The following is an 18391-nucleotide window of genomic DNA, read 5'->3' as shown; positions in this document are numbered from 1 at the left end:
GCGTGCATGTCAACCTCTATTGGTCTCGGCATCCCCGAAGGACCGCCGCCTACCCTGGCCCCGCGGCGTAAGACCCGCCAGCTTTCCGTCGGCCCCGTCGGCGTGGGCTCGGAGCACCCGATCTCGGTCCAGTCGATGACCAACACCAAAACGCACGACATCAACGCCACGCTGCAGCAGATCGCACAGCTGACCGCGTCCGGCTGCGACATCGTGCGCGTGGCCTGCCCGAAGCCCATCGACGCCGAGGCGCTGCCGGCCATCGCGAAGAAGTCGCCGATCCCGGTCATCGCGGACATCCACTTCCAGCCGAAGTACATCTTCCAGGCCATCGAGGCCGGCTGTGCCGCGGTGCGCGTGAACCCCGGCAACATTAAGGAGTTCGACGGCCGCGTCAAGGAGGTCGCGCAGGCGGCCGGGGACGCCGGCATCCCGATCCGTATCGGCGTCAACGGCGGCTCCCTGGACAAGCGCCTGCTGGAAAAGTACGGTAAGGCCACCCCGGAGGCTCTGGTTGAGTCCGCCATCTGGGAGGCCGGCCTGTTCGAGGAGCACGGCTTCGGCGACATCGCCATCTCCGTTAAGCACTCCGACCCAGTTCTCATGGTGGAGGCCTACCGCCAGCTGGCCGAGCAGACCGACTACCCGCTGCACCTGGGCGTTACCGAGGCCGGCCCGAAGTTCATGGGCACCATCAAGTCCTCGGTGGCCTTCGGTTCGCTGCTGTCCCAGGGCATCGGCGACACCATCCGCGTGTCCCTGTCGGCCGACCCGGTGGAAGAGATCAAGGTGGGCGACCAGATCCTGCAGTCGCTGAACCTGCGCCCGCGCAAGCTGGAGATCGTCTCCTGCCCGTCGTGTGGCCGCGCCCAGGTGGATGTCTACACCTTGGCCGAAGAGGTCACCGCCGGCCTCGACGGGATGGAATTCCCGCTGCGCGTGGCCGTCATGGGCTGCGTGGTCAACGGCCCGGGCGAGGCTCGCGATGCCGACTTGGGCGTTGCCTCCGGCAACGGCAAGGGCCAGATCTTCGTCAAGGGCGAGGTCATCAAGACCGTGCCGGAGGACAAGATCGTCGAAACGCTGATCGAGGAAGCTCAGCGCATCGCTGAGGAAGAGGGCATGGAAGCCGTCGAGGGCGCCAAGGCCGAGGTCCGCGTCACTAAGTAACAAATTGGCCTAGGCCGGCGCGAAAGATGTGTTGGTCACGGCCCGCAGCCACCGCTTGAGTAATGTTTGCACATATGAAAAAGGCGGTGGCTTTGCTGTGCGTAACAGCGTTAGGTAGTAGCGGGGTAGTGGCCTGCACGCCGAAGCCTCCCTCAGTCGAGCCGGTCGCCGAGGAGGTCTTCACGGCCCTCGAGGAAGGCGATCCGCAGTCCCTGGATGGGCTGGTCGACAACGCCGCGGCCACGCAACAGGTCTTCCAGGAAAGCTACGACGGTCTTCAGGCCGAGGGCGTGGACTTCGAGCTGGCCGGCGTCAACAGCCACGATCCCGGCTACGCGACGGTGGATTACTCGGTGACGTGGACGCTGCCGCGGGACCGGCAGCTGCATTACGACACCCAGATGGCGCTGACCAAGTCCAACGACGAATGGACCGTGCGTTGGCAGCCGTCGATGATCCATCCCAAGCTGGGGGCGAACCAGCACTTGGAGCTGCGCGCCATCGAGGCCGAGCGGGCCGGGGTGATCAGCTCGGACGGGGTGGAGCTGCTCAGGCCGGGCACGGAGTTCCGCCTCCTGGTGGACGGGGAGAAGACCACCTCGCCCCGCGGCCTGGCCGCGCGGATTTCCGACGCGGCCTCCCGGGCCCAGGCCGAGGATGAGACCGTCGGCGATATCGACGCCAAGGAGCTGGCCAAGACGCTGGAGGACAACACCGGCACCTATTCGGTGGGGATGTACAGCGAGGCGGCCGGCAAGATCCTGCAGGAAGAGCTGGCCGGGGTGGACGCGGTCCGGCTCAACGAGGAACCGGCGCTGGTGACCAAAGACCCCGGCTTTGCGCCCGACATTATGTCGCGCGTGCGTTCCCTGGTCCAGGACGACGTGGACGGCAACAACGGCTGGAGTATCGCCGTGGTCAACGAGCACGGCGCGGCGCTCAGCGACGTCGAGCGGCACGCCCCGGAGCCGGCTCCAGCGCTGAAGGTGGGCATCGACTACGACGTCCAGCGCGCCGCCCAGGAAGCCGTCAACGCCCGCTCGGGGCAGGAAGCCATGATGGTGGCGATGCGCCCCTCGACGGGCGAGATTCTCGCCGTCGCCCAGACCCCGGAGGCCGACAAGAAGGGCGATTTGGCCCTGCAGGGCCAGTACCCGCCGGGCTCGGTATTCAAGATCATCACCGCCGGGGCGGGCGTTGTCCACCAGGGCCTGGACCCCAGCACGATCGTGCCGTGCCCCGGCACGATGGATATCTACGGCCGCGTGGTGACCAACTACAACGGCTTCGCGCTGGGCGATGTCCCGCTCGAGCGGGCTTTCGCCCAGTCGTGCAACACGACCTTCGCCGATATCTCCACCAAGCTGGATCCGGGCGAACTGAAAGACATGTCCAAGTCCTTCGGCCTGGGCATCGACTACGAGGTGCCGGGGCTAAACACCATCACCGGCTCGGTCCCGGTGGGTGAGGAGCCGCTGGAACGCACGGAGGCCGGCTACGGCCAGGGCCACGACCTGGCCAGCCCGTTCGGTATGGCGCTGGTCTCGGCGACGGTGGCGGCCGGCAAGCGACCGGTGCCCACCCTGCTGGCCGGCCGGGAGACCAAGGCCAGCGAGGACGTCAACGGTCCCACCCCGGAGGTCATCGAGAAGCTGCGGCAGATGATGCGGGCGACGGTGACCAACGGTACGGCCTCCGGCATGCAGGCCGGAGGGGAAATCCACGGCAAGACCGGCGAGGCCGAGATCAACGAGGGCTCGCACGCCTGGTTCACCGGTTACCGCGCCGACGACGATATCGCCTTTGCCACCCTGGTGGTCCTGGGCGGCGGCTCGGAGGTCTCCGTGGCGATGACGGACAGCTTCTTCCAGAAACTGGACCAGTACCGCGCCGAGCCGGATCCGGACACCCCGCCGGCCCCGGCCGAGAACTAGCGCGCGCCGCCGACAGCGCCCACGACGCCGGAACCCGGCGGGTCGCGCAGGCGTCATGGGGACTACGATGGAGACCATGACTAACCGCGGAAAACTGCAACCTGGTAAAGAAACTCCCGTGCGCACGGTCGATGAGTCCATCGAGCGCCCCGAATACGTCTGGAAGGACACGGTCCAAGAAAATATCGGGGAGCCGTTCGTCCAGACCCCGGAGACCATCGAGGCCATGCGTGAGGCCTCCAAGATCGCGGCCAACGCCCTGCAGGAGGCCGGCAAGGCGGTCGCCCCGGGTGTCACCACCGACGAGGTCGATCGCGTGGCGCACGAGTACATGTGCGACCACGGCGCTTACCCGTCGACCCTGGGGTATATGGGCTTCCCGAAGTCGTGCTGCATTTCCCTCAACGAGATTGTCTGCCACGGCATCCCGGATAGCACCGTGATTGAGGACGGCGACATCGTCAACATCGACGTCACCGCGTACAAGAACGGCGTGCACGGCGACACCAACGCCACCTTCCTCGCCGGCAACGTCTCCGAGGAGCACAAGCTGCTGGTCGAGCGCACCAAGGAAGCGATGATGCGCGGCATCAAGGCCGCCAAGCCGGGCCGCGAGGTCAACGTCATCGGCCGCGTCATCGAGTCTTATGCCAAGCGCTTCGGTTACAACGTCGTCGAGGACTTCACCGGCCACGGCGTGGGCCCGACCTTCCACAACGGCTTGGTCGTGCTGCACTACGACTCCATGGCCTACCGCAACGTCCTGGAGCCGGGCATGACCCTGACCATCGAGCCGATGATCAACCTGGGCTCCCTGGATTACGACATCTGGTCCAACGGCTGGACCGTGCAGAACAAGGACGGCAAGTTCACCGCCCAGTTCGAGCACACCCTGGTCATTACCGAGGACGGCAACGAGATCCTCACCCTCCCGGACGAGAACTAGGCACCCTTCATCCCCGCCGGCGCCCACGCCGAGCGGGGAGAAGACATAAAAAAGGCGCCGGCCCCACAAGGGGACCGGCGCTTTAGCGTATTCGAGTTAACGCTTTACTTGAACAGGCCGTCGAAGATGTGGCCCGGCAGGATGCCGTTGAACACGGCGTAGTTGTAAGCAGCGATCAGGCCGCCAACCAGGGTCAGAACGCCGCCGGCGATGGTAGCATCCTTGAACAGGTTGCCCCAGTCGACGATGTCCTCGCGGTCAGCCTGGTGCTCGCCGAAGAGGGCGTCGCCAGTAACCTGGTTCTCGTCCTTGACGACGGGCTTGCCGTCCTCGCCCTCGGTCCAAGCGCCCAGGTCCTTGCCCCACTGGGAGGACAGGGAGCCGATGGAGCTGGACTTGGTCTCCTTGGAGACGTTGTCCTCGGCGGAGGCGATGGCGGTGCCGGAGAAGGCGACGGTCAGGGCGGTGGCGGCAGCAACAGCTGCGGTGCGGAAGTTACGCATTTTAGTTACCTTTCAGGGAAACGAGTTGAGCTGAGTGCTGTCTTAGCGGGAGAACGGGCCGTACTTGATGAAGTTATCCAGCGGGCCAACGATCATGCCCAGGGCGGTGCCGATGCCGCCGGCGATCAGCAGGCCGTAGAGAGCCTTGGCCCAGTTCGGAACATCGCCGAAGTCCTTGGAGGAGCCGAAGATGGCAACACCGTTGGCCGGCTTGTCGGCCTCAAGGTTCAGACCGATGTTGATCTTGGAGGACAGGCTCTGCTCGCCCTTGTCTTCCGGGTGATCGACCTGGTTGGTGTGGTCATCGACGACGATCTGGTTGCCGTCCTGGTCAACGGTGGTCTCAGCGGTAGCAATGGAGGTGCCGCTGAAGGCTACAGCAACGGCAGTGGCGCCAGCGATGGCTGCTTTGCGAATACGCATATTAATTCCTTAAGTTAATTCCTTAAGAGAGGTCGTAATGTGCAAGGCTTCCCTCGTGGAAACCCATTGTGTTTTGTGACAATTCCAGCAAATTGCCAGATTACACTCGGTCCCCGGACAGTGGCTGGAGCCGGTGTCAAATAGAAATGCTAACGGATATGGTGCGCAAATGCAGCTTGTTCACACTAATTGGGGGAGGAAAAACTATCAGTCTTCTCCAAGCTTAATAAACTTAAATTCAATTAAGGACAACTGTTCCACCCTAAAGTCCTGTTAGGCCGGGGTCGGTGTTACTACTGTGACTAGAGAAAAAGTAGTGACACCGAGGCCCCGGATGAATATTTTGGGAGAATTTAGGAAAAATCTAGCCCCAGAAGTGCGTTCTCGGTGAGCTCCGGCAGGGCCGGGTGGATCCAATACTGTTTCGTGGCGACCTCACGCACGTCCAAGCCGAAGGTCATCACGGTGATCATCTGCTGGATGAGGGTGGAGGCCTGCGGGCCGTAGTAGTGTGCGCCCAGCAGCTGGCCGGTGGCTTTGTCCGCAATCAGCTTGCAGATGCCGGTGTGGTCTTCCATAGCCCAGCCGTAGGCCACATCGCCGTAGTCCTGGACCTTGACGGTCACGTCGTAGCCCTGCTCGCGGGCGGCCTCCTCGGTAAGACCCACGGTGGCAATCTGCGGGTGCGTGAAAATGGCGGAGGGCACCAAGTCGTGGGGCATCGGGCGCATGCCGTCCGGGTGCAAGATGTTGTGGCGCACGGCCTTGGTCTCCGCGTTGGCGACGTGCTTGAGCATGTAGGGCGAGGAGACGTCGCCCAGTGCCCACACGCCCTCCGCGGTGGTGCGGCCGTAGTCGTCGACGGCGATGCGCCCGTCCTCGCGCATCTCAATCCCGGCAGAGTCCAGGTTCATCTGGTCGCCGTTGGGCACGCGGCCGGTGGCGATGAGGATCTCCTCGGCGGTGATGGTCTGGCCGTTGTCCAGCTCTAGCTCCACGCCCTCGCCGCCTTCGCGCAGCGCGGTGCCGTTGGCGCCCGTGATGACCTCGAAGCGTTCCTTGGCCTGCTCGTTAAAGCGGGCAGACAGGTCCTTGTCGAGGAAGCGCAGCAGTTCCTCCGAGCGGTTGACGATGGTGACCTTCGTGCCCAGCCCATCGAAGACGTGGGCAAATTCCATGGCGATGAAGCCGCCGCCGACGATGATCAGCGACTTCGGCTGCCGCTCCAGGCGCATGATGTCCTCGTTGGTGCGGTAGCGAACTCCGGAGTTCGCGTATACCTCGGGGATAAGCGGGCGCGAGCCGGTAGCGATGATGATCTGCTCGCCGCTAATCGTCTTGGCCTCCTCGCCCTGGCCGGTGCGGATGGTCTTGGGGCCTATGAAGCTGGCGTGCTGGTCGTAGACCGTAATATTCGGGGTCTCGTCGCCGCGGCGGTAGGCCTCGCCGCCCTCGGCGATCTTATCGATGCGCTGGTGGAAGACTCGGTCCACGATGGAGCCCCAGTCGACGTTGTCCACGTGTGCCTGGATGCCCAGCTTGTCGGCCGTGCGGGCGCCGTAGGCGGTATCGGCGGCGTAGACGTACATCTTCGTCGGGATGCAGCCGACGTTCATGCAGGTTCCCCCGAAGCGGCCGGACTCGACGATGGCGATGGACTTGTCGTCGAATTCCGGGGTAGGGATAGAGTTACCCGAACCGGCGCCGATGATGATGAGGTCGTAGTGGGCATCGACAGCCGGGGCGGCGGACTGGGTCATGGGTTTTCTCCTTATATAAATAGTGGGGAAGAGGGGCCTTGCAGGGCCGGGGCTACGGGGAGCCTGGGACGGAAAGTCCTCTTAAGTACTAGTGTGCCTGTGCTAGCCAGCGGGAGCTAATCTCAAAGGCTTCGCGGCGCGCGGGTGGCAGCGACAAAAAGACTTCGTGCCGGGCGCCCAGGATCGGACAGACGGTAATGTCTTGGCCCAAGCGGGGAGCCCAGTGGACGGTCTGGGAGACATCCACGACGGCATCGGCCGTATCCGTCTCCGGCGAATAGGGCTTGCCCAGCCGCGAGCGGGTCGAGCACAGCACTAGACCCGGCACACCGATATCGATGGCCCCTTGGTGGATCTGGTCTTGGCCGGCAATGACCCCGCGCAGCCAGCCCAGGTACTTCTTGTGCCCGGACAGCGGCTTCAAGGTGGTGTCGTAGTCCCACTCGCCGTAGCGGGAGGCGTGGATGGAGTCGCCGAAAGCGCTCAAGCCCCCGCCGGGGAAGGCCACCTTGGGGAAGGCCTTGCCGATGGCGTTGATGACCGGCTTGGCGGCCCGCAGGGCGGGCCGCGGCACGCCCATGATGTCGAGCCACGGGCTATTGAAGATCGCGGAGGACACCCGCGCGTGTGCGGCGGGCTGGGACGTGCGCAGCCGGTCCAACCAGAGTGGCACGATGACCCCGGCCGTCGAGTGCGCGATAGGAGTGACATCCGGGTGCGGGCCGCAGATTTCTTCCAAGGCCGCGTCGAGATCGGCGAAGTATTCTTCCATCGCCGCGGCATAATGCCACGTCTGGCCCTCCCGGCGGGAGCGGCCACATTTGTGTAGATCAATGGCGTAGAAGGCATAGCCGCGGTCGTGGAAATAGCGCGCCACGTGTGCCTGGAAGAAGTAGTCGGTCATGCCGTGTACCCACAAAAGGGCTGGGCGGGCAGTGAACTCTTCGTCCTTTTCGGCCCCCGCAGGGGTAGCGGCGCCGCCGTCCGTGGCTTCTCCATCCGGGCCGGGGTAGTACCGCACGAGGGTGGCGCACAGGTCGCCTTCGCCCAGCGGATCGGGGCCTAATTCGAGGGTGCGGGCGGAAAATCCCGCGCCCAAGCGGTCCGGGTGCCAGTGGTCGGATTGGTTCACACTCATGCCCCCAACTTTAGGCACAACTGGGCGCCAATCGCGCGATTGGCGGGGCGTCAGTACAAATCGCCGGGCTACCAGCGTAGGGTTGTAGACAACGCGTTTGCCTGGGGCCGCGAAGCCGGTGACCCAGGCACTGCGCTGCGAAAGGATCGGATAGCCCCTTTTGCGAAACTTTGACCACAATCATGTTGAATATGAAGAGGTAAGTAACAAGGTGTCCCCCGCAAAAAACGTCGTCCAAGCAGTAGACGAGGTAGACGTAGCACTCGTCGGCGCCGGCATTATGAGCGCCACCCTGGGTGCGATGCTCCGCGAACTTGAGCCCAGCTGGACCCAGATGGTCTTCGAGCGTCTTGACGCTCCCGCCGAGGAGTCCTCCTCCCCGTGGAACAACGCCGGTACCGGTCACTCCGCGCTGTGTGAGCTTAACTACACCCCGGAGAAGAACGGCCGCATTGACGCCTCCAAGGCGATGAATATCAATGAGAAGTTCCAGGTCTCCCGCCAGTTCTGGTCCCACCAGCTCAACAACGGCATCTTGACGGACCCGCGGGAATTCATCAACCAGGTTCCCCACATGTCCTTCGCCCAGGGCGAGATCCAGGTGGACTACCTGCGCCGCCGCTACGAACTGCTCAACCAGAACCACATGTTCCCCGAGATGCAGTTCTCCGCGGATGATTCCGTCTTCGCAGAGAAGCTTCCGCTCATGGCCCAGGGCCGCGACTTCAACTCCCAGAAGGTCGCTATCTCCTGGACCGACGTGGGAACCGACGTCAACTTCGGCGCCCTGACCAAGCAGTTCCTCACCGCCGCCAAGGCTGCCGGCACCGAGGTCCGCTACGGCCAGGAGGTCTACGACCTCAAGCGCGACGGCGGCGTGTGGAAGATTTACTCCAAGAACCGCCACACCGGTGATACCCAGATGACCAAGGCGAAGTTCGTCTTCGTCGGCGCGGGCGGCTACGCCCTCGGCCTGCTGCGCAAGGCCGGCGTCCGCGAGGTTGCCGGCTACGCGGGCTTCCCGGTCTCCGGCCTCTGGCTGCGCGCCACCAACCCGGAGCTCATCCAGCAGCACCAGGCCAAGGTCTACGGCAAGGCCAGCGTCGGCGCCCCGCCGATGTCCGTGCCGCACCTGGACACCCGCGTCATCGACGGCGAGAAGGGCCTGTTGTTCGGCCCGTACGGTGGCTGGACCCCGAAGTTCCTGAAGAAGGGCTCCAACCTGGACCTGTTCAAGTCCATCCGCCCGGACAACATCCCGTCCTACCTGGGCGTGGCCGCCCAGGAGTTCGGCCTGACCAAGTACCTGGTGCAGGAGGTCATGAAGGACTTCGACGACCGCATGAAGTCCCTGCGCGAGTACGTGCCGTCCGCCGACCCGAACGACTGGGAGACCATCGTGGCCGGCCAGCGCGTCCAGGTCATCAAGCCGGCCCCGGCCCCGCGCTTCGGCTCCTTGGAATTCGGCACCACGCTGATCAACAACCCGGAGGGCAACATCGCCGGCCTGCTCGGCGCCTCCCCGGGCGCTTCCATCGCCCCGGCCGTCATGCTGGAGCTGCTGGAGCGCTGCTTCGGTGAGCACATGATCCAGTGGTCCGAGAAGATCTACGAGATGATCCCGTCCTACGGCGAGAAGCTGACCAAGAACCAGAAGCTCTTCGACGAGATGTGGGAGTTCACCCAGAAGACCCTGAAGCTGGACCAGGCCTAAGCCTGCTAGCTAAAGACGGTTTCTTTCAACACCAAGCCCCGCCACGGCGCTACGCCGTTCGGCGGGGCTTGGTGCGTTTTTAAGACAGTGACCGTCACGCCCGTGGGGGCGGCGGGGATACGGCGGCGCTAGGTCCCGCAGTAGGTCAGGTAGTTCTCCAAGCCACCCGGGTCCGGGTGGGTGAGCAGCTCGCGCTCGTTATCCGGCAGCGCGTCCACGCCCTCGCCCGGGTCGGTCAGGGCGGCCACGAGGCGCTCGGTGGGGGCGAAGTCCCCGTCCGCGGCGGCGTCCAGGGCATTTTCCACCGCGCGCGGCCGCGGGATGAAACGCGGGTGGTGCCGGTCGAGGCGCGCGGCATCCGGGCCGGCGGCCAGCCACTCGTTTACCCATTCCGTCTCGCCCAGAGTGTCGGCTAGGCGCCGGGTGACCGCAGCATCCCCGCCGGCGGCCGCGGCAAGCTCGCGGTGGCAGGTGCACAGATCCGGCTGGCTCTCGGCGAGCAGCTCGCGCCAGCGGCGCACCAGCGCGTCCGGGGTGTTATCGGAAAGTCCCAGCGTGTTCCGCCGGGTGTAGGCGGTGACGTACTCGCCGAAGCGCTCGCCGAAGCTATCGACTTCCTGCTGGGCTACCTCGGCCGCGCGGTTGGCGTCGTCGCCCAAGATGGGAAGCAGGGACTCGGCCAGGCGAGTCAGGTTCCAACCCAGGATGTTGGGCTGGTGCCCGAAGGCATAGCGGCCGAAGCGGTCGATGGAGGAAAAGACCGCGTGCGGGTCGAAGCGCTCCCCGAAAGCGCAGGGGCCGAAGTCGATGCTTTCGCCGGAGATCGTCGTGTTGTCCGTGTTCATCACGCCGTGGATGAAGCCGGTCTCCTGCCAGCGGACGACGGTGGCTATCTGGGCGTCCATGACCGCGCGGAAGAAGTCCCGGTAGGGCTCGGTGGTATCCGCCAGGGCGGGGTAGTGTCGCCGGATGGCGTAGTCCGCCAGCGAGCGGGTGGCCTCCGGGCCGCGCAGCTGCGCGTAGTGGAACGTGCCCACCCGCAGGTGACTGGCCGCCACGCGGACGGAAATGCCGCCGGGCAGGGCGCGCTCCCGGGCCACGGGCCGGCCGGTGGAGATGACCGCCAGGCAGCGCGTGGTGGGGATCCCCATGGCGTGCAGGGCCTCGGAGAAAACGTACTCGCGCAGCATGGCCGGCAGGGTGGCGCGCCCATCCGCGCCCGGCCGGGAAAACGGCGTCCGGCCCGAGCCCTTGACGTGCAGATCCCGCAGGACCCCGTCCGCGTCGCGGACCTCGCCCAGCAGCAGGGCGCGCCCGTCGCCCATGTGCGGGTTGAACTGCCCGAACTGGAAGCCGGCGTAAGCCATCGCCTGCGGGGGCTGGTCCGCGGGGTTGCCGCGGCCGCACAGGAAGGTAATGCCCTCCGGGCTGGCCAACCACTCCGGGTCGAGGCCGAGACGAACTGCCAGCGGCCGGTTGAGCAGCACCAGGCGCGGGTCGGGCTGCTCTTCGCCCCAGCTAGCGCGCACGAAGTCGGGCAGCGCCTGGGCGAAGTCGGCGGTTAGTTCGGTGCCGTTGCCTAGATCAAAGGTCATGGGCCCAGCCTAACGGGATTTAAATATCCACGTGGCCGGCGATCCGCACCGTGGCGCGGCCGCCCACCCAGAGGTCCTCGCCGGTGTCGCGGATCTCCACCCGCCCGGCGCGGCCGCGGCACGTGCCCTGGCTGACCCAGTACTCCGGTCCCACTGCCCCTTGGGAGCGCAGGAACTGGGCTGCCCCGCCGTTGAGCGAGCCGGTCACGGGATCCTCGTGGTCGGGCGTGAACGCCCGGATGACATAGGCCGGGGAATCATCCTTGTCGTCGTCGCTGTGGTCGACGTTTTCGCTGGCCTGTCCAGTCATGCCCACGACGCCCAGCTTGTGCGGGGTGGTGGGGCGGAAGGTATCGATGGCGCGCACGGCGGCGGCATCGGCGAGCTGGACCATGCGCCAGCCCGGGCCGTTGTCCACCCAGGCGTGGGAGATGACCGCGGCCGGGTCCACGCCGATTGCACGACAGCTGTCGGCCAGCTCTTCCTCGCTCAGCGGGCCCTTTTTCTGCAGGGGCGGGGTGGCGAAGAAGAGGGGGCCGTCGCCGGCGGCTTCCTGGCGGATGGGGATAAGGCCCGCGGCACATTCCTGCGTTAGCCGGCCGGGCTGGCGCGGGGTGCCGCCGAAGGCGAGCCAGGCCCGCGCGCTACCCAGGGTGGGGTGTCCGGCGAAGGGAAGCTCGGTGTGCGGGGTGAAAATCCGCACCCGGTAGTCCGCCTCCGGGGTGGTCGGACGCAGCAGGAACGCCGTCTCGGACAGGTTCGTCCAATTGGCTATGGCCTGCATCTGCTGGTCGCTTAGAGCGTCCGCGTCGGCGATGACCGCGAGCGGGTTGCCGCTAAAGGCGGTGGTGGCAAAGACATCGGCTTCGCAATATTCGTGGCGCATGGCGGCGATCTTAGCGCGTCGGCCCGCGCGATCCCGCCTAAGGTAGAGGGCATGAACTTGCCGTTGTTTTCCCGCGTCGAGCCCATCCAGACCATGGTCGACGGCACCATCAAACAGGTCAACCCCTTCTCCGGGACGGAGGTGTGGACGGTGCCCGGCCGGGGCAACCGCCCCTTGGCCACCACCAACGGCACGCCTCACCCCGCCGAAGGGGACGACGATAAGCGCTGCGCCTTCTGTACTGGGCGAAAGCTGGAAACCCCGCCGGAAAAGGCACGGATCCTGGCCGACGGGACCATCGTCCGGCACGCCATGCCCGCGGAACTCGACGCGACGGCACCGTTGTTTAGGCGCGTGCCCAACCTGTTCGAAATCGTCTCCTACGACTACTGGCGCGCCAACTACGGCTACCGCATGGACCCCGCCACCGCCGCCCACCAGGAGGCTTACCTCGCGAACCCGGAGGGCCGCCGCCACGTCGAGGCCATCATCGCGGCGAAGGCCAAAGCCAGCAGGCAGGACCTGCCCCGCGGGGAGGAGGAATTCCAGGCCGCGGCCGCGCCGTTTTTCGGCGGCGGGCACGACGTCATCATCGCCGACCGGCACGTGGACTCCGCCGGCGGGCTATTGTCCTCCGGGCGGCTGACCCCGGACGAGCACCTGCGGATGATGCAGCTGTGCATCGACTCCATGCGGGATCTCTACGAGCACAACCGGTACGTCTCCTACGTGGCCGCGTTCCAGAACTGGCTGGCGCCGGCGGGGGCGTCGTTTGAGCACCTGCACAAGCAGCTGGTGGCTATCGACGACCGCGGTATGGCCTCCCAGCGGGAGGCCCAACTGCTGCGCTCCCACCCGAACATGTACAACGAGTGGGCGGTGGGATACGCCGCGAAGCACAACCTCGTCATCGCGGAGAACCAGCACGCGGTGCTTTTCGCCGGTTTCGGGCACCGCTACCCGACGCTGGAGGTCTTCTCCAAGTCCGCCATCGGCCGCCCCTGGCGCCAGAGCGCCGAGGAAGTGCGGGCGGTCAGTGACCTGGTCCACGCGGCCCACGCGGCGGTGGGCCCGGCCGTGGCCTGCAACGAGGAATGGCACCACCAGCCCGTCGACGTGGCCGTGCCGCAGCCCTGGCGGATCCTCATCAAGCTGCGCATCTCGACGCTGGCCGGCTTCGAGGGCGGCACCAAGATCTACATCAACACCATCAGCCCGTCGGGCCTGAAAGACAAGGTGCTCGACGCGCTGACTACCGCCCACGCGGAAGGCCGGGTAGCCCCGGATATCCGCCTCGGCGACGAGTGCCGCACCGAGCACAACTGCCTGCGCTACAGCCTGTAAGGAACAGAAGGCGGCGGGCTAGACCACGAGCGTGAGTTCCCCGGCGGGCCGGCCGGTGGTCGCGGGCAGCTCCACCGTGAAGCCGGCACTGCCCAGCAGCTCGGCCACCCCCTCGGCATCGCTGGCGGGCTGCTCAGCGCCGGCGAGCTCGCGCGCGGCCAGGCCCTTGTAGTGCTTGTTGAAGTGGCTGACCACCTTGCGGCTGCCGTCCGGCTGCACGGATTCCACGCGCAGCGTCAGCGCACCGGACACCGGGCCCAGCTGCTTGTAGGCCCCGGAGCGCAGGTCGATGATGAGCTCGCCGTCTTCCTGCACAGCGCGCAACTCGTTGGTGATGGCCTTGCCCCAGCGCTTCTTCATCGTGGGCGCGGCCTGCCCGGGCTGGGCGCGCCGGGGCAGCTTGGTCGAGCCCGACAGGCGGTAGTGCGGGATGAAGTCCCCGGCGCGCACGACCCCGAACAGGGCCGAGCCGACCGCCAGGCGCTCGAGCGCGGCAGGCGGCAGGCTGGCCGGCTCCAGGGCGTCGTAGAGCACGCCGGTGTAGCGGTAGAGCGCCGGGGTAGTGGGGGTGGTAAAAAGCTGTTGGTTCGCCTCCGCCGACGCCAGGAGCTTTTCGGAAATTCCCAGCACGCCGAGGGCCTCGCGGGGCTCGAGCGCGCTCAGATCCGCGGCTATGTCCTGCCGGATTTCGTTCAGCGCCGGAAAGGACAGGGAATCCAGATTAAGGGGCGCGCCTTCGCCGCCGGTCGACTTCGTCTCTGAGGGAGGGAGGATGATGAACATAGCTTTAGGGTAGCGGGGTATATTTGTGACATGATTACTCGCCTGTCTGAGCTGTTTTTACGTACCCTCCGCGAAGATCCTGCGGATGCGGAAGTCCCTAGCCACAAGCTGCTGGTCCGCGCGGGCTACGTGCGCCGAACCGCGCCGGGCATCTACACGTGGTTGCCGCTGGGGTTGCGGGCGCTGCGCAAGATCGAAGACGTCGTGCGCCAGGAAATGAACGCCATCGGCGGCCAGGAAGTGCTCTTCCCGGCGCTGCTGCCGCGCGAGCCCTACGAGGACACCAACCGGTGGACCGAGTACGGCGACAACCTCTTCCGTCTGAAGGACCGCAAGGGCGCGGACATGCTACTCGGGCCGACGCACGAGGAGATGTTCACCACTGCGGTCAAGGACATGTACTCGTCCTACAAGGATTTCCCGGTGACCTTGTACCAGATCCAGACCAAGTACCGCGACGAGGAGCGCCCCCGCGCGGGCGTGCTCCGCGGGCGTGAGTTCACCATGAAGGATTCCTATTCCTTCGACATGTCCGACGAGGGCCTGGAGGACAGCTACCAGCGCCACCGCCGCGCCTACCAGAACATCTTCAACCGCCTGGAGATCGATTACGCCATCTGCCAGGCCACCTCGGGCGCGATGGGCGGGTCGGCCTCGGAAGAATTCCTGGCCGTGTCCCCGGTGGGCGAGGACACCTTCGTCCGCGCCACCGACGGCGACTACGCCGCCAACGTCGAGGCCGTGGTCACCCAGGCCCCGGCCGAGCGCGATTTCTCCGGCGCTCCGGCCGCTGAAATCCACGAGACCCCGGAGGCCGGCACCATCGAGGCCCTGGTGGACTGGGCCCGCGAGGCGGGCATCGAGGTCGACGGCCGGGCCGTCGAGGCCGCCGACACCCTCAAGTGCATGGTCATCAAGACCCGCCAGCCGGGCGGGGACTGGGAGCTGGCCGGCGTGCTCATCCCGGGCGATCGCCAGCTGGATGAGAAGCGCCTGGAGGCCAGCCTCGAGCCGGCCGAGTTCGAGCTGGCCGAGGAGGTCGACTTCGCCCGCCACGACTTCCTGGTCAAGGGCTACGTCGGGCCGAAGTCGCTCAACGACAACGGCGTGCGCGTGCTCGCCGACCCGCGCGTGGTCAACGGCACCTCCTGGATCACCGGCGCGGACGCGCCGCAGCGCCACACCGTCGGCCTGGTGGCCGGCCGCGACTTTAACGTCGACGAATTCGTCGAGGCCGCCGAAATCCGCGAAGGCGATCCGGCGCCGGAAGGCCAGGGCACCCTGCGCCTGGAGCGCGGCATCGAGCTGGGCCACATCTTCCAGCTGGGCCGCAAGTACACCGAGGCCTTCAACGTGTCCATCCTCGACGAAAACGGCAAGCGCGCCACGCCCACCATGGGCTCCTACGGCATCGGCATTACCCGCATGCTGGCCGTGCTGGCGGAGCAGCGCCACGACGACAAGGGCCTGAACTGGCCGGTGGAGGTCGCGCCCTACCAGGTGCACGTGGTCGTCGCGAACAAGGACCAGGCCGCCATGGCCGCCGGCGATGAGCTGGTCGACAAGCTCGACCAGCGCGGCATCGAGGTCCTCTTCGACGACCGCCCCAAGGTCTCCCCGGGCGTGAAGTTCAAGGACGCCGAGCTACTGGGCATGCCGTTTATCGCCATCCTCGGCCGCTCTTTCGCCGACGGCATCATCGAGCTGCGCGTGCGCGGCGGCGAGACCCTCGAGGTCCCGGTTGATGAGATTGTCGACACCCTGGTGGAGCGGGTGCGTGGCAATGAATAGGGCACAGGTTTTCGCCGCGGCCCTGGGCGGCATGGGAGTGCTGCACTTCGCCGCGCGCGACGCATTCGAGTCCATCGTCCCGCCGCAGCTGCCCGGCCACCCGCGGCTGTACAACTACGCCTCGGGGCTGTGGGAGCTAGCCACCGCCGGCCTGCTGTGGCGCAAGGACACCCGCCGGGCGGGCGCGGCCAGCGCGTACGCCTTGCTGCTGGCGGTGTGGCCGGCCAACTTCTACCACGCATGGAAAGAGCGCTCCGGCTCGGTGCCGAAGCGCTGCTATCACGTGGTGCGCTTGCCGCTGCAGATTCCCATGCTGCAGCTGGCGCGCCGTATCTATCAGGCGAACTAGCCCAGCGGGCCGCCGCAGTTCGGCCAGGCGCCCGGGCCCTGGGTGGCCAGGACGTTTTCCGCCACGGCGATCTGCTGTTCCGGGGTGGCTTGGTCGGCCTGCGGGGCGTACTGCTGGCCGCCGTGTGCCGCCCAGGTCTGGGCGTTGAACTGCAGGCCGCCGTAGTAGCCGTTGCCGGTGTTGATCGACCAGTCGCCGCCGGACTCGCAGGCGGCTACCTGCTGCCAGGCGTCGGCGCTAGCGGCGCCCGCGGTCGGGGCGGCGAGGCCGGCGACACCGATCGCGGTAGCGGCTGCGGCGGACAGGAAAGACTTCCGGGAAAACATAAACTCCTAAAAATAGGCTGCAAGGTCTGTCTGGTTGCGCGAGCTACCGAGCCCGTCGGCAACCAACGACCGTCCAACTTAGGATCGTCCCCCGCGGCCATGCAATGAAAACCTCCGCAAAAACCGATAACGGTTTTCTGGCCGCCCGTTCAGGCGGCGTTAAGCTCGCCGCTGCGCCGGGGTGCCCGCGACGCCGCCGCAACCGCGATCAATCCCGCTAGGAGCGGGCGGCGACCGCGATGAGCCAGTCGCGCCACTCGGTGGAGGCCGACTGCCCGCTCAAGCGCGCGGCCTCCTCGGTGGCGGCAGCCCGCCAGGTCTCGGCGTTGGATTCGCGCAGGGACCGCACGAACTGTTCGGCGCTGGCCGCGTCCGTGGGCAGCTCCAGCCCGGCCGGCTCGTAGCCGGCGGCCGGCTGCGGAACGTCGCCGGTGGCCGCCAGCGCCTGCTGGAGCTGGGCGGTCAGGTGCGCGTGGGCGTCCAAGCGGGCGTCGATGATGGGCTCGAGCCAGGGCTCGGCAAACGCGCGGGCGAAATCCAGCCCGAAGGACTGCTGGTATTCCCAGTCCAACAGCTCGCGCGCGGCCTCGGCCTGCTCCGGATCGAGGGCATCGACCGCCAGCTCGGGCGCGGGATCGGACTCGGAACCCGCGCCCGCGCCAGCCTCCGCGGCAAGTCCATTGACAGCGGCGGAGAGATCGATGGCCTGGTCGGTGACCAGGGGGCGGGACTCGGCCGTCACGGAGGTGAGCTGGCCAAGCACCTCGTCACGGGCCCGGGTGAGCACGGCCGCGGAGTCTTCCGCGCCTTCGCCCGTGGCTGTTTGTCCGTCGGCTGTGGCTTCGGCGGCGTGCTCCACTTCGCACGACTCCGGCACTTTTCCGTCCTGGGTGCCACACAGGCGGGCGACCTCCGCGAAGAGGGCGTCGGCCTGGCCCTGGCGCAAGTCCGCGTTTTCGGGATCGGTGGTATTCAATGCCTGGGCGTCAGCTTCCGCGGCCTGGGCCAGCTCCACCAGGGTCGCGTCCGGGCGGGGACCGAAATAGTCCACTACGGGTTGGCAGGCGGTCGTGGCGGGCACGAGCGCGATAACGGCGACGGCAGGGGCGGCAAGCTTTCGGCGGTTCACGCAAGAGACTGTACCCGGTCGGGTTAGGCTAGAGGTTATGGCTTTCCCAGACTCGGCAACATTGACTGAATTCGTGCAACCGCTCATCCAGGACCGCGGCCTCGACGTCGAAGACATCAAGACCACGCGGGCGGGCAAGAAATCACAGGTAATCATCCGTGTGGACGGGGATAAGCGGCCGACCTCGGACGTGCTGGAAGAGGTCTCCGATCTCATCTCCCAGCGCTTTGATGCCGCCGAGGACGCCGGCGAGCTCAACTTCGGCGCCGGTTACACCCTGGAGGTCTCCACCCCGGGCGTGGACCTGCCGCTTACTGCCCCGCGGCACTTCCGCCGCAACCAGGGCCGCCAGGTGGCCGTCGAGCTGGCCGATGCCCCGGGCCAGCGCACCGTCTGGCGGCTGGGAGCTCTCAACGCGGATAACACCGAGGTCATTGCGGTCCGCACCGTCAAGAAGGACCTCGAGGTGGCGATCCTGCGATTGGCTAATATCGCCCGGGCAGTGGTAGAAATTGAATTCGCGAAACCTTCAGCCGCCGAGCTGGAAGTAGCGCGCGAAGACTTTGAACATGCGGCCGAGCGCGTCTCGGCCTAACGAGA

Annotated in this window: 17 protein-coding genes; 8 read left to right on the top strand and 9 right to left on the bottom strand. The window is 66.4% G+C overall.

The window, feature by feature from the left end; genetic code table 11:
* The first annotated feature begins 6 nt into the window (after nt 1–6).
* From ispG to map, 3 genes are all read left to right on the top strand, one after another.
* Nucleotides 7–1170, top strand: a complete 1164-nt coding sequence (ispG, locus tag VVS03_RS01610; protein WP_070769459.1) for a flavodoxin-dependent (E)-4-hydroxy-3-methylbut-2-enyl-diphosphate synthase — start codon at nt 7–9, stop codon at nt 1168–1170.
* A 74-nt stretch (nt 1171–1244) separates the two neighbouring features.
* Nucleotides 1245–3104, top strand: coding sequence for a penicillin-binding transpeptidase domain-containing protein (locus tag VVS03_RS01605; RefSeq protein WP_368533884.1), 1860 nt, complete (start codon nt 1245–1247; stop codon nt 3102–3104).
* 76 nt (nt 3105–3180) lie between these two features.
* Complete coding sequence (gene map / locus VVS03_RS01600) at nt 3181–4050, top strand: type I methionyl aminopeptidase (protein WP_368519126.1); 870 nt, start codon at nt 3181–3183, stop codon at nt 4048–4050.
* Nucleotides 4051–4154: 104 nt separating this feature from the next.
* Here the strand turns inward: map and VVS03_RS01595 are convergent, their stop codons facing one another.
* The 4 genes from VVS03_RS01595 to VVS03_RS01580 form a co-directional block, all read right to left on the bottom strand.
* On the bottom strand, nt 4155–4553 hold the full coding sequence (locus VVS03_RS01595; RefSeq protein ID WP_368533885.1) for a hypothetical protein: 399 nt from the start codon (nt 4551–4553) through the stop codon (nt 4155–4157).
* 42 nt (nt 4554–4595) lie between these two features.
* A complete protein-coding gene (locus tag VVS03_RS01590) occupies nt 4596–4976 on the bottom strand; it encodes a hypothetical protein (RefSeq protein ID WP_368533886.1) in 381 nt (126 codons plus the stop codon).
* A 353-nt stretch (nt 4977–5329) separates the two neighbouring features.
* Complete coding sequence (gene mtr / locus VVS03_RS01585) at nt 5330–6736, bottom strand: mycothione reductase (protein ID WP_368534569.1); 1407 nt, start codon at nt 6734–6736, stop codon at nt 5330–5332.
* A gap of 88 nt (nt 6737–6824) precedes the next feature.
* A complete protein-coding gene (locus VVS03_RS01580; RefSeq protein WP_368534568.1) occupies nt 6825–7874 on the bottom strand; it encodes an alpha/beta hydrolase in 1050 nt (349 codons plus the stop codon).
* A 211-nt stretch (nt 7875–8085) separates the two neighbouring features.
* Here VVS03_RS01580 and mqo point away from each other — a divergent pair, with 211 nt between their 5' ends.
* Nucleotides 8086–9588: a malate dehydrogenase (quinone) gene (gene mqo / locus VVS03_RS01575; protein WP_368534567.1), complete on the top strand. Its 1503-nt coding sequence runs from the start codon at nt 8086–8088 to the stop codon at nt 9586–9588.
* Nucleotides 9589–9716: 128 nt separating this feature from the next.
* Here the strand turns inward: mqo and VVS03_RS01570 are convergent, their stop codons facing one another.
* Both VVS03_RS01570 and VVS03_RS01565 read right to left on the bottom strand, forming a co-directional pair.
* Nucleotides 9717–11183, bottom strand: a complete 1467-nt coding sequence (locus VVS03_RS01570; RefSeq protein ID WP_368534566.1) for a YdiU family protein — start codon at nt 11181–11183, stop codon at nt 9717–9719.
* A 19-nt stretch (nt 11184–11202) separates the two neighbouring features.
* The gene (locus VVS03_RS01565) at nt 11203–12069 is read right to left on the bottom strand and encodes a PhzF family phenazine biosynthesis protein (RefSeq protein WP_368534565.1); all 867 of its coding nucleotides are present in this window, start codon (nt 12067–12069) and stop codon (nt 11203–11205) included.
* Nucleotides 12070–12120: 51 nt separating this feature from the next.
* Between VVS03_RS01565 and VVS03_RS01560 the strand changes: the two genes are divergently transcribed.
* The gene (locus VVS03_RS01560; protein ID WP_368533888.1) at nt 12121–13413 is read left to right on the top strand and encodes a DUF4921 family protein; all 1293 of its coding nucleotides are present in this window, start codon (nt 12121–12123) and stop codon (nt 13411–13413) included.
* An 18-nt stretch (nt 13414–13431) separates the two neighbouring features.
* Here VVS03_RS01560 and yaaA read toward each other — a convergent pair whose 3' ends face one another.
* On the bottom strand, nt 13432–14196 hold the full coding sequence (gene yaaA, locus VVS03_RS01555; protein ID WP_368533889.1) for a peroxide stress protein YaaA: 765 nt from the start codon (nt 14194–14196) through the stop codon (nt 13432–13434).
* 30 nt (nt 14197–14226) lie between these two features.
* On the opposite strand from yaaA, the gene VVS03_RS01550 reads away from it, so the two are divergent.
* Both VVS03_RS01550 and VVS03_RS01545 read left to right on the top strand, forming a co-directional pair.
* A complete protein-coding gene (locus VVS03_RS01550; protein WP_368533890.1) occupies nt 14227–15987 on the top strand; it encodes a proline--tRNA ligase in 1761 nt (586 codons plus the stop codon).
* On the top strand, nt 15980–16336 hold the full coding sequence (locus tag VVS03_RS01545) for a hypothetical protein (protein ID WP_368533891.1): 357 nt from the start codon (nt 15980–15982) through the stop codon (nt 16334–16336). Before VVS03_RS01550 ends, VVS03_RS01545 begins: the two co-directional genes overlap by 8 nt.
* Here VVS03_RS01545 and VVS03_RS01540 read toward each other — a convergent pair.
* A complete protein-coding gene (locus VVS03_RS01540) occupies nt 16333–16662 on the bottom strand; it encodes a transglycosylase family protein (protein WP_368519138.1) in 330 nt (109 codons plus the stop codon). The two genes, VVS03_RS01545 and VVS03_RS01540, sit on opposite strands and share 4 nt — an antisense overlap.
* Before the next feature lie 217 nt (nt 16663–16879).
* Nucleotides 16880–17791 carry a DUF4439 domain-containing protein gene (locus VVS03_RS01535; RefSeq protein WP_368533892.1) on the bottom strand — a complete coding sequence of 304 codons (912 nt, stop codon included), beginning with the start codon at nt 17789–17791 and terminating at the stop codon, nt 16880–16882.
* A 37-nt stretch (nt 17792–17828) separates the two neighbouring features.
* Between VVS03_RS01535 and rimP the strand changes: the two genes are divergently transcribed.
* A complete protein-coding gene (rimP, locus tag VVS03_RS01530; RefSeq protein WP_368533893.1) occupies nt 17829–18386 on the top strand; it encodes a ribosome maturation factor RimP in 558 nt (185 codons plus the stop codon).
* Nucleotides 18387–18391: the final 5 nt, after the last annotated feature.

It is taken from the genome of Corynebacterium sp. LK2537 (assembly GCF_040946485.1).
GTDB lineage: Bacteria > Actinomycetota > Actinomycetes > Mycobacteriales > Mycobacteriaceae > Corynebacterium.
Note: the sequence above shows the minus strand (reverse complement) of the source record. Positions and strands in the feature narration are given on the sequence as shown.

Bases quoted from the DNA above. Each gene is read 5' to 3' on its own strand.
- ispG (WP_070769459.1), top strand. From the start codon at position 7: ATGTCAACCTCTATTGGTCTCGGCATCCCCGAAGGACCGCCGCCTACC.
- VVS03_RS01605 (WP_368533884.1), top strand. From the start codon at position 1,245: ATGAAAAAGGCGGTGGCTTTGCTGTGCGTAACAGCGTTAGGTAGTAGC.
- map (WP_368519126.1), top strand. From the start codon at position 3,181: ATGACTAACCGCGGAAAACTGCAACCTGGTAAAGAAACTCCCGTGCGC.
- VVS03_RS01595 (WP_368533885.1), bottom strand. From the start codon at position 4,553: ATGCGTAACTTCCGCACCGCAGCTGTTGCTGCCGCCACCGCCCTGACC.
- VVS03_RS01590 (WP_368533886.1), bottom strand. From the start codon at position 4,976: ATGCGTATTCGCAAAGCAGCCATCGCTGGCGCCACTGCCGTTGCTGTA.
- mtr (WP_368534569.1), bottom strand. From the start codon at position 6,736: ATGACCCAGTCCGCCGCCCCGGCTGTCGATGCCCACTACGACCTCATC.
- VVS03_RS01580 (WP_368534568.1), bottom strand. From the start codon at position 7,874: ATGAGTGTGAACCAATCCGACCACTGGCACCCGGACCGCTTGGGCGCG.
- VVS03_RS01570 (WP_368534566.1), bottom strand. From the start codon at position 11,183: ATGACCTTTGATCTAGGCAACGGCACCGAACTAACCGCCGACTTCGCC.
- VVS03_RS01565 (WP_368534565.1), bottom strand. From the start codon at position 12,069: ATGCGCCACGAATATTGCGAAGCCGATGTCTTTGCCACCACCGCCTTT.
- VVS03_RS01560 (WP_368533888.1), top strand. From the start codon at position 12,121: ATGAACTTGCCGTTGTTTTCCCGCGTCGAGCCCATCCAGACCATGGTC.
- yaaA (WP_368533889.1), bottom strand. From the start codon at position 14,196: ATGTTCATCATCCTCCCTCCCTCAGAGACGAAGTCGACCGGCGGCGAA.
- VVS03_RS01550 (WP_368533890.1), top strand. From the start codon at position 14,227: ATGATTACTCGCCTGTCTGAGCTGTTTTTACGTACCCTCCGCGAAGAT.
- VVS03_RS01545 (WP_368533891.1), top strand. From the start codon at position 15,980: ATGAATAGGGCACAGGTTTTCGCCGCGGCCCTGGGCGGCATGGGAGTG.
- VVS03_RS01540 (WP_368519138.1), bottom strand. From the start codon at position 16,662: ATGTTTTCCCGGAAGTCTTTCCTGTCCGCCGCAGCCGCTACCGCGATC.
- rimP (WP_368533893.1), top strand. From the start codon at position 17,829: ATGGCTTTCCCAGACTCGGCAACATTGACTGAATTCGTGCAACCGCTC.